The organism is Pseudomonas sp. Irchel s3h9, assembly GCF_900187475.1.
GTDB lineage: Bacteria > Pseudomonadota > Gammaproteobacteria > Pseudomonadales > Pseudomonadaceae > Aquipseudomonas > Aquipseudomonas neuropathica.
This window is the reverse complement of record NZ_FYDH01000004.1, coordinates 383,917-399,469: the sequence shown is the minus strand read 5'-3', so window position 1 is coordinate 399,469 and position 15,553 is coordinate 383,917. Positions and strand designations below refer to the sequence as shown.

General features: G+C 60.2%; 11 protein-coding genes and 1 pseudogene. 7 read left to right on the top strand and 5 right to left on the bottom strand.

From position 1 onward, the window contains the following. The first annotated feature begins 49 nt into the window (after window positions 1-49). From treP to tadA, 7 genes and pseudogenes are all read left to right on the top strand, one after another. A pseudogene (gene treP / locus CKW26_RS09180) lies at window positions 50-1,492 on the top strand (PTS system trehalose-specific EIIBC component). A gap of 90 nt (window positions 1,493-1,582) precedes the next feature. Beyond that, complete coding sequence (gene treC, locus CKW26_RS09175) at window positions 1,583-3,232, top strand: alpha,alpha-phosphotrehalase (RefSeq protein WP_095048338.1); 1,650 nt, start codon at window positions 1,583-1,585, stop codon at window positions 3,230-3,232. A gap of 105 nt (window positions 3,233-3,337) precedes the next feature. Further along, window positions 3,338-4,561, top strand: a complete 1,224-nt coding sequence (locus CKW26_RS09170) for a carbohydrate porin (protein WP_095048337.1) — start codon at window positions 3,338-3,340, stop codon at window positions 4,559-4,561. A 62-nt stretch (window positions 4,562-4,623) separates the two neighbouring features. Beyond that, window positions 4,624-7,152 (top strand): phosphoenolpyruvate--protein phosphotransferase, encoded by a 2,529-nt coding sequence (gene ptsP / locus CKW26_RS09165; RefSeq protein WP_095048394.1) that lies wholly within the window; start codon window positions 4,624-4,626, stop codon window positions 7,150-7,152. A gap of 2 nt (window positions 7,153-7,154) precedes the next feature. After that, window positions 7,155-7,445 carry a PTS transporter subunit EIIB gene (locus CKW26_RS09160; RefSeq protein WP_095048336.1) on the top strand — a complete coding sequence of 97 codons (291 nt, stop codon included), beginning with the start codon at window positions 7,155-7,157 and terminating at the stop codon, window positions 7,443-7,445. A gap of 117 nt (window positions 7,446-7,562) precedes the next feature. Continuing rightward, the gene (locus CKW26_RS09155) at window positions 7,563-8,939 is read left to right on the top strand and encodes a multicopper oxidase family protein (RefSeq protein ID WP_095048335.1); all 1,377 of its coding nucleotides are present in this window, start codon (window positions 7,563-7,565) and stop codon (window positions 8,937-8,939) included. Beyond that, window positions 8,939-9,439 carry a tRNA adenosine(34) deaminase TadA gene (gene tadA, locus CKW26_RS09150; RefSeq protein ID WP_095048334.1) on the top strand — a complete coding sequence of 167 codons (501 nt, stop codon included), beginning with the start codon at window positions 8,939-8,941 and terminating at the stop codon, window positions 9,437-9,439. Before CKW26_RS09155 ends, tadA begins: the two co-directional genes overlap by 1 nt. A 474-nt stretch (window positions 9,440-9,913) precedes the next feature. Here tadA and cmoB read toward each other — a convergent pair whose 3' ends face one another. The 5 genes from cmoB to lon all read right to left on the bottom strand — a co-directional run bounded on the left by cmoB (window position 9,914) and on the right by lon (window position 15,520). After that, window positions 9,914-10,870 (bottom strand): tRNA 5-methoxyuridine(34)/uridine 5-oxyacetic acid(34) synthase CmoB, encoded by a 957-nt coding sequence (gene cmoB / locus CKW26_RS09145; protein WP_095048333.1) that lies wholly within the window; start codon window positions 10,868-10,870, stop codon window positions 9,914-9,916. Further along, a complete protein-coding gene (gene cmoA / locus CKW26_RS09140; RefSeq protein ID WP_007916813.1) occupies window positions 10,867-11,610 on the bottom strand; it encodes a carboxy-S-adenosyl-L-methionine synthase CmoA in 744 nt (247 codons plus the stop codon). Before cmoA ends, cmoB begins: the two co-directional genes overlap by 4 nt. Window positions 11,611-11,810: 200 nt before the next feature. After that, a complete protein-coding gene (locus tag CKW26_RS09135) occupies window positions 11,811-12,449 on the bottom strand; it encodes a lysoplasmalogenase (RefSeq protein ID WP_177409236.1) in 639 nt (212 codons plus the stop codon). Window positions 12,450-12,451: 2 nt separating this feature from the next. Further along, window positions 12,452-12,844 (bottom strand): protease inhibitor I42 family protein, encoded by a 393-nt coding sequence (locus CKW26_RS09130; protein WP_093430626.1) that lies wholly within the window; start codon window positions 12,842-12,844, stop codon window positions 12,452-12,454. Between the two features lie 258 nt (window positions 12,845-13,102). Beyond that, window positions 13,103-15,520 carry an endopeptidase La gene (gene lon / locus CKW26_RS09125; protein ID WP_095048331.1) on the bottom strand — a complete coding sequence of 806 codons (2,418 nt, stop codon included), beginning with the start codon at window positions 15,518-15,520 and terminating at the stop codon, window positions 13,103-13,105. Window positions 15,521-15,553 lie beyond the last annotated feature (33 nt).

The following is a 15,553-nucleotide window of genomic DNA, read 5'->3' as shown; positions in this document are numbered from 1 at the left end:
TCGCTTCGGCGTGCTGCCAATAACAACAATCCATAGCGGAAGAACTAGCATGAGCCACGACTATCCGAACATCACCAGGCAATTGCTGCAAAGCCTCGGCGGCAGCGACAACCTCGAACAGGCCGCCCATTGCGTCACGCGGTTGCGGCTGGCCCTGAAAGATCCGGGCCTGGTCGACAGTGCCATGCTCAACCAGATCGACCTGGTCAAAGGCTCGTTCTTTACCGGTGGCCTGTATCAGGTGGTGATCGGTCCGGGCGAAGTGGAAAAGGTCTATGCCGAACTGCGTCGTCAGACCGGTCTCGCGGCGTCGACGATCGCTGACGTCAAACAGAAAAGCACTGAAAAAATCAACGCCATGCAGCGTCTGGTGCGGGTGTTTTCCGACGTGTTCATGCCGATTCTGCCGGCACTGATCATTGCCGGCCTGCTGATGGGCATCAACAATCTGCTGGGTGCCAAAGGCATGTTCATCGACGGGCAGACCCTGCTCGATGCCTACCCGAAACTCGATGGGCTATGGAGCCTGATCAATCTGATGGCCAACACCTCGTTCGTGTTTCTGCCAGCGCTGGTGGGCTGGTCGGCGGCCAAGCGCTTTGGCGGCAGCGAGATCCTTGGCATCGTGCTCGGTCTGATGCTGGTGCACCCGGATCTACTCAACGCCTGGAACTACGGCAAGGCCGTGGCCGGGCTGGACGGGCAGCAGTTGCCGTACTTCGACATTCTCGGATTGTTTCAGGTGGAAAAGGTCGGCTATCAGGGGCAGATCTTGCCGATTCTGCTGGCCGCTTACGTAATGAGCGTCATCGAAAAATGGCTGCGCGCGCGCGTGCCCAACGCCATTCAGTTACTCGTGGTACCGATCACCACCATCGTCGTTACCGGCGTATTGGCGCTGGCCGTGATTGGCCCGGTAACCCGCCACATCGGCATCTTCATCACCGAAGGGCTGGTCATGCTGTTTGACCTGGCACCAATGGTGGGTGGCGCCATTTTCGGTCTGCTGTATGCGCCGCTGGTGATCACCGGCATGCACCACATGTTTCTCGCGGTCGACCTGCAATTGATCTCGACCCAGGGCGGTACCTTCATCTGGCCGATGATCGTCATGTCCAACCTTGCTCAGGGCAGTGCCGCCCTGGCGGTGTTCTGGATGACCCGTAATGCACGGGACAAGAGCATGGCGTCGACTTCGGCAATCTCTGCCTACTTCGGTATCACCGAGCCGGCGATGTTCGGCGTCAACCTGCGCTACAAGTTTCCGTTTTATGCCGCGCTGACCGGTTCGGCACTGGGCTGCGTGTTCCTGTCGCTGAACTAGGTTCAGGCCTCGGCCATCGGCGTCGGCGGACTGCCGGGGTTCATCTCGATCATCCCGCAGTACATCCCGATGTTTGTGCTGGGGATGCTGATTGCCATGCTCGTGCCGTTTGTTTTGACCTGTGCATTGAGCATGAAGATCGTCCGGCCCGGTTATCGGGTTGCCTGAACAATCGCTTTCGCGAGCAGGCTCGCTCCCACAGTTGATTGCATTTCAATCTGGGCGCGAGCCGCACGGACTTATTGAAGGAGTTGTGCCATGCAAGACTGGCAGCGTTCGGTGATCTACCAGATCTATCCGAAGAGTTTTCATAGTCACGCCGGCAACCCGACGGGTGATCTGCTCGGTATCGTCGCCAAACTCGATTACCTGAAGTGGCTGGGCGTCGACTGTTTATGGATAACGCCATTTCTGCGTTCGCCGCAACGCGATAACGGCTATGACATCAGCGATTACTACGCCATCGACCCGAGCTACGGCAGCATGGCCGACTGCGAATTGCTGATCGCCGAGGCGAGCAAGCGCGGGATCAAGCTGATGCTCGACATCGTGGTCAATCACACCTCGATCGAACACGTCTGGTTTCAACAGGCGCGCAGCAGCCTCGACAACCCGTACCGTGACTTCTACATCTGGCGTGATCAGCCGAACAACTGGGAATCCAAGTTCGGCGGTTCCGCCTGGGAGTACGAAGCCCAGACCGGTCAGTATTACCTGCACCTGTTCGACCACACCCAGGCCGACCTGAATTGGGACAATCCCAAGGTGCGCGCTGAAGTATTCCGGATGATGCAATTCTGGCGAGACAAGGGCGTCGGCGGTTTTCGCCTGGACGTGATCAATCTGATCTCCAAGCCTGCGGACTTCCCCGAAGACGACAGCGATGGCCGACGCTTTTATACCGACGGGCCGAATGTCCACGCGTACTTGCAGCAGATGCACCGCGAAGTCTTCGAAGGGCACGACCTGATCAATGTCGGCGAGATGTCATCGACCAGCCTCGAACACTGCATTCGCTATTCGAATCCGCAGTCGAAAGAGTTGTCGATGACCTTCAACTTTCATCACCTGAAAGTCGATTATCCAAACCTGCAGAAGTGGGTACGCGCCGACTTCGATTTCCTTCAGCTAAAGAAAATTCTGTCCGACTGGCAGACCGGCATGCAGGCGGGTGGCGGCTGGAACGCGCTGTTCTGGTGCAACCACGATCAGCCGCGCGTGGTCTCGCGCTTCGGCAACGACGGCGAGTACCGCGAATGCTCGGCGAAGATGCTCGGCACCGCACTGCACTTTCTGCAGGGCACGCCGTTCGTCTATCAGGGCGAAGAGTTGGGCATGACCAATCCGGGGTTCGAATCGATCGAGCATTATCGCGATGTCGAGACGCTGAACATTTTTCGCCTCAAGCGCGAGGCCGGCAGCAGCGATACCGACAACATGGCGGCGATCATGCAGAAGTCCCGCGATAACGGGCGCACGCCGATGCACTGGGACGCCGGGCCAAACGCCGGTTTCAGCCGTGTCGAACCGTGGATCGGAGTGCCGGCCAATGCTGCGCAGATCAACGTCGCAAACCAGCTCGACGACCCGGACTCGGTGTTGCATCACTACCGCCGTCTGATCGCGCTGCGCCGCAGTGAACCGTTGATCACCGACGGGCTGTACCAACAATTACTGCCCGAACATCCGCAGGTCTGGGCGTATGTGCGTGAAGGTGACGCCGAGCGTTTGTTGGTGGTGAACAACTTCTACGGGACAACCTGTGAAGTGGAATTACCGGCGACGGTCATCAGTGAATCGATGAGCCAGCGCCAGTTGATCAGCAATTATCCAGAGGGCGCGTTGCGCAAGCGCCAGGTGACGTTGCGACCTTACGAGTCCTTCGTCCTGCACCTGATCGATCCCTGACCTTTAACTAAAAAAACAACGTTCAAAAAACACGCAGAGCACTGCGCGGAGGATTTCTGCGCGCCGAATTCATGCAACCAGACAATAAAAACAATGGGGTGGCTTATGAAAACAACAATAAATCGCAGCCTTGCAGTCGCAGGTTTTTGCCTGGCCTTACCGCCAACGTCACAAGCGCTGGAGTTTGGCGGCTACCTGCGCAGCGGTGTCGGCACGTCAGTCAACAGCAGCGGTCAGTCGTGCTTCCAGTTACCGGGTGCGCAGACCAAATATCGCTTGGGTAACGAATGCGAGCAGTACGGCGAACTCGAGTTGCGGCAGGACCTGTACACCCTTGACGACGGTTCGGTACTGAGTGTCGACGGGATGGCCTCGCTGTATAACCGTTACGACCGCAGCCCCACGTTCAAAGACGACAATGGTTCGATCCGCTTGCCGCAGGCCTACGCACAGTGGTCGGCGATGCCCGCGCTCAACGGTGGTTCATTGTGGGCCGGACGCCGTTACTACAAGCGCAATGACATCCATATTTCCGACTTCTACTACTGGAACCAGAGCGCCACGGGGGGCGGGGTCGAAGACGTGTTGATCGGCGATCTGAAATACAGCTACGCCTTCTCGCGCAAGGACAACCTGTACCAGAAGGACTACATCAATCGGCACGATTTCAACATCGCCGGTTTCAAGACCAATCCTGGCGGTGAGCTGGAGTTCGGCTTGAGTTATATCGACAAACCCGACAGCCGCGATGCCCACCGGGGCTGGGCGATCACCACGCAACATGTGCAGACGGATTTTCTCGGCGGCAAAAACAAACTGGCGCTGCAATACGGTGAAGGGCCGGGCACCGGACTGGGTTATACCGGCAACGTCAAACTGGACGACAGCAATAAAAGTTATCGAGTCGTCGAGTTTTTCGACTGGCAGGTGACGCCGCGCTTCGGTGGCCAGATTGAAGCGGTGTACCAGAAAGACATCCGCCCGGACGGTGTCGACCAGAACTGGATCTCGCTGGGGGTGCGACCGACTTATGCGCTCAGCGAACACTTCAAACTGGTCACCGAACTGGGTCACGATCAAGTCGAAGCTCCGGGGGGTACGCGCAAACTGAGCAAATTTACCTTTGCCCCGACCTGGTCGCCGAAAGGCCCGGAGTTCTGGGCGCGTCCCGAGGTGCGGCTGTATTACACGTACGCAACCTGGAACGAGGCGGCCAAACGCGCGGCCAACGAACTGGCCAAAGGCGCGGCACTCTCCGACACCGGCGCCTTCGGTAGCGCTCGCCACGGTGCGAATGTCGGATTGCAGGTCGAATACTGGTGGAAATAAGCGATGCTGATGGAGCGTCGCGCTCCATGGGCACTTCAAAGAACAAAACTGCAGGTGACGTCATGGCCACACCCCAACCATTGCAATTGCTGGCTCCCTTGTCCGGTGTCCTGATCGCGCTTGAGCAGGTGCCCGATCCGGTGTTTTCCGGGCGCGTGATCGGCGACGGTCTGTGCATCGACCCGACTTCATCGACCCTGTGTGCGCCCATGGCCGGCGTCATCAGCAACGTGCAGGCCAGCGGGCATGCCGTGAGCATCACCGATGACCATGGCGTACAAGTGTTGATGCACATCGGCCTTGATACCGTGAACCTCGGCGGGCAAGGCTTCACCCGCCTCGTTGAAGAGGGGCAACGGGTTGCCGCCGGACAAGCGTTGATCGAATTCGACGCCGATTACATTGCCCGGCATGCGCGCAGCCTGATGACGTTGATGCTGGTGGTCAGCGCAGAGCCGTTCACCTGGCGGGTCGCGTCGAGCGGATGGGTCGAAACCGGTCAGCCGTTGCTTGAGCTCGCCCGTACTCAGGCTTGTGGCGTGGATGCTGGCGCGGCAGAAGGTCAGGCCGTGTTCTCTCAAACGTTGAAACTGCCCAATCCCAACGGATTGCACGCGCGCCCGGCAGCGGTGTTCGCGCAAGCGGCAAAGGGCTTCGCGGCAAAGATTTACCTGCATAAACAGCAGGCTCAGGCCAACGCCAAATCCCTGGTGGCGATCATGGCGTTGCAGACCGCGTGCGGCGACAGCGTGCAGGTCAGTGCGGTGGGCGAAGATGCTGACGCGGCAATCGAGGCGCTGACTCGATTACTGATTGAAGGCTGTGGTGAAACGGTGACGGCGGTGGCGCCTGTCGAGCTGGTCGAAACCGAGGTTCTGACCCTGCTGCGTGGCGTCTGCGCGTCACCCGGTTCGGCGTTGGGCCAAGTGGTGCAGATCAGCGAGCCGGTGTTCGACGTCAGCGAGTTCGGCGGCGGAGCAGACGGCGAGCGCGAGGCCCTCGCCAATGCCCTGATCGAAGCCGATCTGGCCTTACAGCATTTGCGCGACACCGCCGCTGGCGAGGCCGAGGCCGAGATCTTCAAGGCGCATCAGGAACTGCTCGAAGATCCGGGGCTGCTCGATCAGGCCCAGGCATTGATCAGTGAAGGCAAAAGCGCGGCGTTTGCCTGGCGCGCGGCCACTGAAGAAACCGCGGCGATGTTTCGCCAACTGGGCAGTGCGTTGCTGGCTGAACGGGCGGCGGACCTGACCGATGTCGGGCGCCGCGTGCTCAAGCTATTGCTGGGGATAGGCGAGCAGGCGATGGAGCTGCCGCATGGAAGCATTCTGATTGCCGATCAACTGACCCCGTCGCAGACCGCCGGCATCGATACCAGCAAGGTGCTGGGTTTTGCCACGGTCGGCGGCGGCGCAACCAGTCACGTGGCGATTCTTGCGCGCGCCTGTGGTCTGCCGTCGATCTGCGGGGTGCCGGTGCAGATGTTGGCGTTGAGTAACGGCACCCCGGTGTTGCTCGATGCCGACAAGGGCGAATTGCATGTGCGTCCCGATCCTGCGGCCGTCAGTCAATGGCAGGCGCGGCACGCACAACAGCGTCAACGCCATGAGCATGAGTTGGCCAGCGCAACGCTCGCGGCGCGGACCCGTGACGGCCATCACATCGAGGTGTCGGCCAACGTCGCCTCGTTAGCGGAAACCGAGCAGGCCATGGCCCTCGGCGGTGCGGGCGTCGGCCTGCTGCGTTCGGAGTTTCTCTACCTGGACCGTAATCATGCGCCGAGCCATGACGAACAGGCTGCGACCTACAGCGCCATCGCTCGCTGCGTGGGACCTGCGCACAATCTGGTGGTGCGCACCCTTGATGTCGGTGGTGACAAACCGCTGGCCTACGTGCCGATGGACAGCGAAACCAACCCGTTCCTTGGCGTGCGCGGCATTCGTTTGTGCCTGGAGCGCCCGCAGTTATTGCGTGAGCAGTTCCGGGCCATGCTCGGCTGCTGCGAGCTGACACGTTTGCACATCATGTTGCCGATGGTCACACAACTGTCGGAGCTGCGTCTGGCGCGGCAAATGCTCGACGAGGAAATCCTCGCGCTGGGGCTAACGCAACGGCCGAAACTGGGGATCATGATCGAGGTGCCGGCCGCGGCGCTGATGGCGGACCTGTTTGCGCCGCTGGTGGATTTTTTCTCGATCGGCACCAATGACCTGACGCAATACACCCTGGCGATGGATCGCGATCACCCGCGTCTGGCCAGTCAGGCGGACAGTTTTCATCCCTCGGTATTGCGCCTGATCGCCATGACCGTCAAGGCCGCGCACGCCCATGGCAAATGGGTCGGAGTCTGCGGGGCAATGGCCTCGGAACGTCTGGCGGTGCCGTTGTTGCTGGGGTTGGGCGTGGATGAACTGTCGGTGAGCGTGCCGATGATTGCACCGGTAAAGGCGACGGTGCGCGAACTCGAGCTGGCCGATTGTCAGATCATCGCCCAACAGGTGCTGGGGCTGGAAAGTGCCGGGCAGGTGCGCGAGGCGTTGCAGCTCTTTCACGAGGCAACCGTCGATACTTTACGGGTTCTGGAGAACTGAAGATGTTGGATAAATTGCAGAAGGCATTCTGGAAAGCCCTGACCCCGGATCTGGTGGTGGACACACCCGAAGTCCCCGCCGAGCCGTGCGCCGGATTGAGCGCCGCCATCGTCGCGGCGCTGGGCGGTGTGGATAATCTCCAGTCACAGCAACCGCTGGCGTTGACGCGGGTGCGGGTAGTATTGCGTGATGTGTCGGGTATCGATCAACAGGCGTTGAGCGCCGCCGGGGTCGCGGGCGTGATGCCCTTGGAGGATGGTGTCGTGCACCTGATTACCGGGCTGCGACCTTAAGCCGGTCAAGGGCATGCGGCCTCAGGTCGCCCTTACTGTTTCTCAACCGCAGGTGTATCGTATTCGCCTTTTGCAGGCTTTCAGGGCCTGTCGCTGATACGTGAGGTAGTTGAGTTCATGTCCTTTACCCGTCGCCAAATCCTCGGTGGCCTGGCCGGTCTTGTTGTCGTTGGTGTCGGTGCGGGGGGCGCGTCGCGGTATTGGCTGGGAAAAATGGCCGACGCCGAAGCGGGCCACGACTATGAGCTGATCGCCGCACCGCTGGACGTCGAGCTGGTGCCGGGGCACAAGACCGAGGCCTGGGCATTTGGTCCGTCGGCGCCGGGCACCGAGTTGCGGGTGCGTCAGGGTGAATGGCTGCGGGTGCGTTTCATCAACCACTTGCCGGTGGCGACGACCATTCACTGGCATGGCATTCGTCTGCCGCTGGAAATGGACGGTGTGCCGTACGTTTCGCAGCTGCCGGTGTTGCCGGGCGAGTACTTCGATTACAAATTCCGCGTGCCGGATGCCGGTAGCTACTGGTATCACCCGCATGTCAGCAGCAGCGAAGAGCTCGGGCGCGGCTTGGTCGGGCCATTGATCATCGAAGAGCGCGAGCCGACCGGTTTCAAGTACGAAAAGACCCTGAGTCTGAAAAACTGGCACATCGATGACGAAGGCAATTTCGTCGAGTTCAGTATTCCCCGTGAAGCGGCTCGTGGCGGTACGGCGGGGCGGTTGTCGACCATCAACGGCGTGCCGAACCCGGTGATCGAACTGCCGGCCGGGCAGATCACCCGGGTGCGCTTGCTCAACCTCGACAACACGTTGACTTACCGCATCAACATTCCCGGCGTCGAAGCGCAGATCTATGCGCTGGACGGCAACCCGGTCGAACCGCGGCCGCTGGGCAAGGAATACTGGCTGGGCCCGGGCATGCGTATCTGTCTGGCGATCAAGGCGCCGGCAGCGGGTGAAGAATTGTCGCTGCGCAACGGCCCGGTGCGTCTGGGCACGCTGCGTTCAGTGGCCAATAACGATGCGCCGACTGACTGGCCGAAAGCGCTGCCGGCCAATCCGGTGGCGGAGCCGGACCTGGCCAATGCCGAGAAACTCAACTTCAATTTCGAGTGGGTCGGTTCGGTATCGGTCAACGTCGACAACGGCAGGCCGCCGAGCCTGTGGCAGATCAACGGCAAGGCCTGGGACATCACCGACAAGACCTGCGCCGACCGGCCGATTGCCAGTCTGAAACTGGGGCAGAGCTACATCTTCGAATTGAAGAACATGACCCAGTATCAGCACCCGATCCACCTGCACGGCATGAGTTTCAAGGTGATTGCGTCGAACCGGCACAAGATCATTCCGTATTTCACCGACACCTATCTGCTGGGCAAGAACGAGCGCGCGCAAGTGGCGCTGGTGGCCGATAATCCGGGGGTGTGGATGTTCCACTGCCACGTGATCGATCACATGGAAACCGGCCTGATGGCCGCCATCGAGGTGAAGTGATGCGCCAGATTCGCCCTGCGGCAATTATCGACCGCAGCCGTGATCGCGATTTCATGCGCGAAGCGCTGCTCCTCGCCGCACAAGGCGCAGCCCTCGGCGAAGTGCCGGTGGGCGCGGTGCTGGTGCAGGACGGCGAGATTATCGGTCGCGGTTTCAATTGCCCGATCAGCACCAGCGACCCGAGTGCCCACGCGGAAATGGTCGCCATTCGCGAGGCCGCGCAGGCGGTGGATAACTATCGTCTGCCGGGTAGCACGCTGTATGTGACGCTGGAGCCGTGCAGCATGTGCGCCGGTTTGATCGTGCATTCGCGGGTGGCTCGGGTGGTGTATGGCGCGCTGGAACCGAAAGCGGGGATTGTGCAGAGTCAGGGGCAGTTCTTCACTCAGGGCTTTTTGAATCACCGGGTGTTGTATGAGGGTGGGGTGTTGGCGGAGGAGTGTGGCGCGGTGTTGACCGAATTCTTTCGCGCCCGAAGAGCAAAAAGCCCCTCACCCTAACCCTCTCCCGGAGGGAGAGGGGACTGACCGGGTTGAATGGGCGATCTGCGCCGACCTGAGTTATCGAGTCGAACTCAAGTCTTGAAAAGCTCAACGATCAGCCCCCTCTCCTTGGGGGGATGGGGCTGACCGAGCTGGATGGGCCAAGTCCGTCGACCTGACATACCAAGTCGAACTCAAGTTTTGAAAAGCCCAAAGATCAGCTCCCTCTCCCACAGTGTGAGGGGACTGACCGGATTGGATGGGCGAGGTGCACCGACCTGAGTTATCGAGTCGAACTCAAGTTTTGAAAAGCCCAAAGATCAGCTCCCTCTCCCACAGTGAGAGGGGACTGACCGGATTGGATGGGCGAGGTGCACCTACCTGAGTTATCGAGTCGAACTCAAGTTTTGAAAAGCCCAAAGATCAGCTCCCTCTCCCTGGGGAGAGGGCTGGGGTGAGGGGTGGGCTCACCGCGGTGTTTGGGCGATTGGATTATTTACGGGCGACAATCACCGCCCGCATCGGCGCCGGCAAGCCTTCGATGGTTTTGCTGTGGTCTTCGGGATCAAGGAAGTCGCTCAGCGACTGATACTTCATCCACTCAGTCCCGCGCTGTTCTTCAACCGTGGTTGTGCTCACGTCCACGCAGCGAATATCGGTGAACCCGGCACGGCGCAGCCACAACTCCAGCGCCGGCACCGACGGCAGGAACCACACATTACGCATCTGCGCATAACGGTCTTCCGGCACCAGCACCTGATGCTTGTCGCCTTCGACCACTAGCGTTTCCAGCACCAGTTCGCCACCCTTGACCAGGCAATCCTTCAGCGCCAGCAAATGCTCGATCGGCGAGCGACGGTGGTAGAACACGCCCATGGAAAACACCGTGTCGAAGCCTTCTAGGTTTGGCGGCAGGTCTTCGAACGGAAAGGGCAGGTGCCAGGCATTGGGTTCTGACAGATAACGCTGCACGGCCTGGAACTGGCAGAAGAACAGCCAGTTCGGGTCAACACCGATCACACTGTTCGCGCCGGCACCGAGCATGCGCCACATGTAATAACCGTTGCCGCAACCGACATCGAGGATGCGTTTGCCCTTCAAGTCGAGGTGCGGAGAGACACGCGACCACTTCCAGTCCGAACGCCATTCGGTGTCGACGTGCACACCAAACAAGTCGAACGGCCCTTTGCGCCACGGCGACAGGCCCATCAATGCGGTGTGCATCTGCGCGCGGGTTTCATCGTCGCAATCGGTGTCGAGTTTCAGACCGTTGAGCAGGTCGACTTCGCTCGGCTGGATTTTCGGCAGGGCATCCAGCGCACTTTGCCAGCGCTCCAGGTCGCCGTGACCTTTCTCCATTTTCTTGTCGAGTTGCGCTTGCAGAGTGTTGGCCCATTCGGCCAGCGGTGTGCCGGCCAGACGGCGGGCGAGGGGAGACAGATCAATCATGGCAAGGCAATCAACGAGGCAAAGTTAAGACACTGGAACCACGGCACGACTTTCGAGAACCCGGCGGCCAGCAGGCGTTCGCGGTGTTCTTCGAGGCTGTCGGGCTTCATGACGTTTTCGATGGCGCTGCGCTTCTGGGCGATTTCCAGTTCGCTGTAGCCGTTGGCGCGTTTGAAGGCGACATGCAGATCGGTGAGCAGCGCGTGTTCTTCGGCATCGTTGAAGCGCAGCTTCTCCGAGAGGATCAGCGCGCCGCCCGGCAGCAGCGATTGGCGAATGCGCGAGAGCAACGCCGTGCGCTGATCGGGGGCGATGAATTGCAGGGTGAAGTTCAGCGCCACCACCGAGGCGGGCTGGAAGTCGAGGGCGAGAATGTCGCCTTCGATCACTTCGACCGGCAGCAACTCCTGGAACATCGAGTCCTGACCGTTGAGGTATTCGCGGCAGCGCTCAACCATCGCTGCCGAGTTATCCACAGCGATTACCCGGCAACCGTCGGTGCGCACGTGGCGACGCAGGGCTTGAGTGACAGCGCCCAAGGACGAGCCGAGGTCGTAGAGCACGCTGTTCGGCTGGGCGAACTGCGCGGCGAGCACGCCGAGGTTTTCGACGATGGTCGGGTAACCCGGCACCGAGCGCTTGATCATGTCCGGGAACACCCGCACCACGTCTTCATTGAAGGCGAAGTCGGGCACCTGGGCCAAAGGCTTGGCGAAAATACGATCGGGTTCTTTGCTCACGGCGGTTCCGGCGGTGTAAATGGAAAGGCCGGCATTTTAGCCAAAAGGGCGCGGGGATGCTTGGGTTGTCTGATAAAGCGTTTTTTTGCCGGTGATCGTTCCCACGCTCTGCGTGGGAATGCCGCCCCGGACGCTCCGCGTCCCTGCGCAAATGACGCAGAGCGTCACAGGATGCATTCCCACGCGGAGCGTGGGAACGATCAGATTCGTTTAGTCTGGGAGAAAGCGGAGGCGGCGATGCCCCATTGGCCCAGCCAGTAGCTGAGGATGATGACGTACGGCGCGGCGTGGAATGGCGATACAAAGCGATCGATGCCAATCACGCTGTCAGAGAACACAAACGCCACTGCACCGCCCGCCGCCAGCAACGCCGAACGTTTCGGCACATCGGTGCCGAGACGAGCAAGCGCGCGCCAGAGCATCGCGCTGATTGCCGTGCCATAGACAATCACCGGTACTAGCAACGGCCCGAGTCCGCTGGAAATGAGCATCCCCAGCAACACCGCGCCAACACCGAGAGCAAGCACCAGCGGCAACACCGCCAGACGCTTGCAGTCACTCAGATAAGCCTTCAGATAAGCCAGGTGTGCGACCAGAAACGCACCGAGGCCAAACACGAACAAATCCCCCGGCCAAGCGAGCAACACATCACCCAGCAACGAGAAAATCAGGCCGAGACTGATCCAGCGCCGATAGTCGCTAAGTGGCGCATCGTGCAGCCAGCCGAGCAGCGCCAGCACCGGCAACGGTTTGACCAACAGACACAGTAACGCCGCGTGGGTGCTGACACCGTAGAGAAACGTCACCGCGCCCATCAGCGCCAGAATCAGCCAGCCCACGATCAGTTCACCGAAATGGCGCAGTCAAAGGTTTCCACGGGCAGCACTTCCGGTGCCCATGGCTGTTGCGAGGTCAGGCGCAGACGCCCGGTGCCGGGGGCAAATGCTTGAAAGCGCCAGGTCGATACGCCCGCCGCGCCGACGACGCCGGCGTCTTCCGGATTGCTGTAGACCTCGGGGCTGAGTGCACGCAATACGCCGCCAGCCGAATCCTGAATGGCCCAGCGATAGCCGGTGGTCGGGTTGCTTGGCAGCATGATGATGAGGTTTTGCCCGTTAGTCAGCCGTACGGGGCATTCGCTTTGTTTTTCCACGGTCACGTTGTGTTTCGGTTGTGTGGCGCAGGCGGCCAGCAACGAAAGGGCGAGGGGGACAAACAGGCGAGTGGGGGACATAAGGTCAGAGGCTCCGGCGTTTACGACGAACGGCGAGCATAACTGAAGATGAGACAAAGTGTGACAACGCCAAGCCCTCACCCTAACCCTCTCCCAGAGGGAGAGGGGACTGACCGAGGTGTCTTGTGTCATACATCGACCTGAAAGACCGAGTCGATTATGGATTCAGCGAAGTACTTTCAGGTCGGTGTAACTCTGCAATATTCCGCAATTAGCTCCTTCTCCCTCCGGGAGAGGGTTGGGGTGAGGGGTTTTCTGTCAGAACAATACCTTCGCTACATCGGCAAACTTCTTCGCGAAATGCACCGTAATGCCTTCCTTCAGATAATCCGGCAATTCCTCAAAATTGCCCCGGTTCGGCTCCGGCAGAATCAACTCGAAAATCTTCTGCCGGCGCGCCGCAATCACCTTCTCGCGCACCCCGCCAATCGGCAGCACATGCCCAGTCAGGGTCAATTCGCCGGTCATCGCTACACCTTTCTTCGGCGGCTGATTGCGTGCGAGCGAGAGCAGGGCGCTGGCCATGGTCACGCCGGCGCTCGGACCGTCCTTGGGTGTCGCGCCTTCCGGTACGTGCAGGTGGACGAAGGCTTCGTCGAAGAACTTCGCGTCGCCGCCGAATTGTTTCAGGTGCGAGCTGACGTAGCTGTAGGCGATCTCCGCCGACTCCTTCATCACATCACCCAGTTGCCCGGTGAGTTTGAAGCCACGGTTAAGCGTATGAATCCGCGTGGCTTCGATCGGCAACGTCGCGCCGCCCATGCTGGTCCATGCCAGACCGGTAATCACGCCAGTACCGGACAGCACTTGTTCGTTGCGAAACACGGGATGGCCGAGTGACGCTTCGAGGTCTTTCGGCCCGAGTTTGATCACCGCTTTCGGCTCGTCGATCAGCTTCATCACCGCTTTGCGCACCAGTTTGCCCATTTGCTTTTCCAGCTGACGCACGCCGGCTTCACGGGCGTAACCGTCGATCAAGGCTTTGAGCGCGGTGTCGCTGATGCTCAGGCTGCCCTTGGACACGCCGGCCTTTTCCAGCAGTTTCGGCCACAGGTGACGCTTGGCGATGGCGACTTTTTCTTCAGTGATGTAGCCCGACAGGCGAATCACTTCCATGCGGTCAAGCAATGGGCCGGGGATTGAATCCAGAGTGTTGGCGGTGCACACGAAGAGGACTTTCGACAGGTCCATGCGCAGGTCGAGGTAGTGGTCGAGGAATTCGACGTTCTGCTCCGGGTCGAGGGTTTCCAGCAGCGCCGAGGCCGGGTCGCCCTGGTAGCTCTGGCCCATCTTGTCGATTTCATCGAGCATGATCACCGGGTTCATCACCTCGACGTCTTTCAACGCCTGCACCAGTTTGCCCGGCTGCGCGCCGATGTAGGTGCGGCGGTGGCCCTTGATCTCGGCTTCGTCGCGCATGCCGCCGAGGCTGAAGCGGTAGAACGGCCGGCCGAGTGATTCAGCGATGGATTTACCGACGCTGGTTTTACCCACGCCTGGCGGGCCGACCAGCAGCACGATGGAGCCGCTGATCTCGCCTTTATAAGCACCCACGGCGAGGAACTCGAGGATGCGATCCTTGATGTCGTCGAGGCCAGCGTGGTGTTTGTCGAGGATTTTGCGCGCGTGCTTGAGGTCGAGTTTGTCCTCGCCGTAGACGCCCCACGGCACTGACGTCGCCCAGTCGAGGTAATTACGGGTGACCGCGTACTCGGGCGAACCGGTCTCGAGGATCGACAGCTTGTTCATTTCCTCTTCGAGGCGCTTCTGCACTTGCGCTGGCAGGACTTTGCCTTCCAGGCGTTGCTCGAACTGTTCAAGATCGGCGCTGCGGTCGTCCTTGGTCAAGCCAAGTTCCTGCTGAATGACCTTGAGTTGTTCCTTGAGGAAGAACTCGCGCTGATGCTCGCCGATCTTGCGGTTAACTTCCGCCGAAATCTCTTTTTGCAGGCGCGCGACTTCGACTTCCTTGCGCAGCATCGGCAGGACTTTTTCCATGCGCTTGAGCATCGGCACGCAGTCGAGTACTTCTTGCAGTTCGGGGCCGGTGGCCGAGGTCAGCGCGGCGGCGAAGTCGGTCAGCGGCGACGGGTCGTTGGGGCTGAAGCGGTTGAGGTAGTTCTTCAGCTCTTCGCTGTACAGCGGGTTGAGCGGCAGCAGTTCTTTGATCGCGTTGATCAGCGCCATGCCGTAAGCCTTGACCTCGTCGGTGGGCTCGGTGGGCTGGTGCGGGTATTCAACCTCCACCAGATACGGCGGGCGGTGGTGTTTCAGCCAGGTCTTGATGCGCACGCGGCTCAGGCCTTGGGCGACGAATTGCAGTTTGCCGTTCTCGCGACTGGCGTGATGGACTTTGACCAGGGTGCCGTATTGCGGCAGGGCGCCGGTGTCGAAGTGGCGCGGGTCTTCCTGGGGCGTGTCCATGAAGAACAGGGCCAGGGAATGGTGTTCGGATTTGCTGACCAGTTCGAGGGTTTCAGCCCAGGGCTCTTCGTTGACGATGACTGGCAGGACTTGCGCCGGGAAGAACGGGCGATTGTGGATCGGGATGATGTAGACCTTGTCCGGCAGGTTCTGGCCGGGCAGGGCAAGGCCTTTGCCGGAAGACGTGTGTTCGATGTGTTCGGCTTCGGTGTAGTCGTCGGGGTTTTCCGGGAATTCTTGCTGGTCGCTCATGGGGCACCTGCGCAATGGAGTATGGGTCTTAGA

Coding starts and splice junctions, on each gene's coding strand:
- CKW26_RS09155 (WP_095048335.1), top strand. CDS start 7,563: ATGTCCTTTACCCGTCGCCAAATCCTCGGTGGCCTGGCCGGTCTTGTT.
- cmoB (WP_095048333.1), bottom strand. CDS start 10,870: ATGATTGATCTGTCTCCCCTCGCCCGCCGTCTGGCCGGCACACCGCTG.
- CKW26_RS09160 (WP_095048336.1), top strand. CDS start 7,155: ATGTTGGATAAATTGCAGAAGGCATTCTGGAAAGCCCTGACCCCGGAT.
- CKW26_RS09170 (WP_095048337.1), top strand. CDS start 3,338: ATGAAAACAACAATAAATCGCAGCCTTGCAGTCGCAGGTTTTTGCCTG.
- lon (WP_095048331.1), bottom strand. CDS start 15,520: ATGAGCGACCAGCAAGAATTCCCGGAAAACCCCGACGACTACACCGAA.
- ptsP (WP_095048394.1), top strand. CDS start 4,624: ATGGCCACACCCCAACCATTGCAATTGCTGGCTCCCTTGTCCGGTGTC.
- tadA (WP_095048334.1), top strand. CDS start 8,939: ATGCGCCAGATTCGCCCTGCGGCAATTATCGACCGCAGCCGTGATCGC.
- treC (WP_095048338.1), top strand. CDS start 1,583: ATGCAAGACTGGCAGCGTTCGGTGATCTACCAGATCTATCCGAAGAGT.
- CKW26_RS09130 (WP_093430626.1), bottom strand. CDS start 12,844: ATGTCCCCCACTCGCCTGTTTGTCCCCCTCGCCCTTTCGTTGCTGGCC.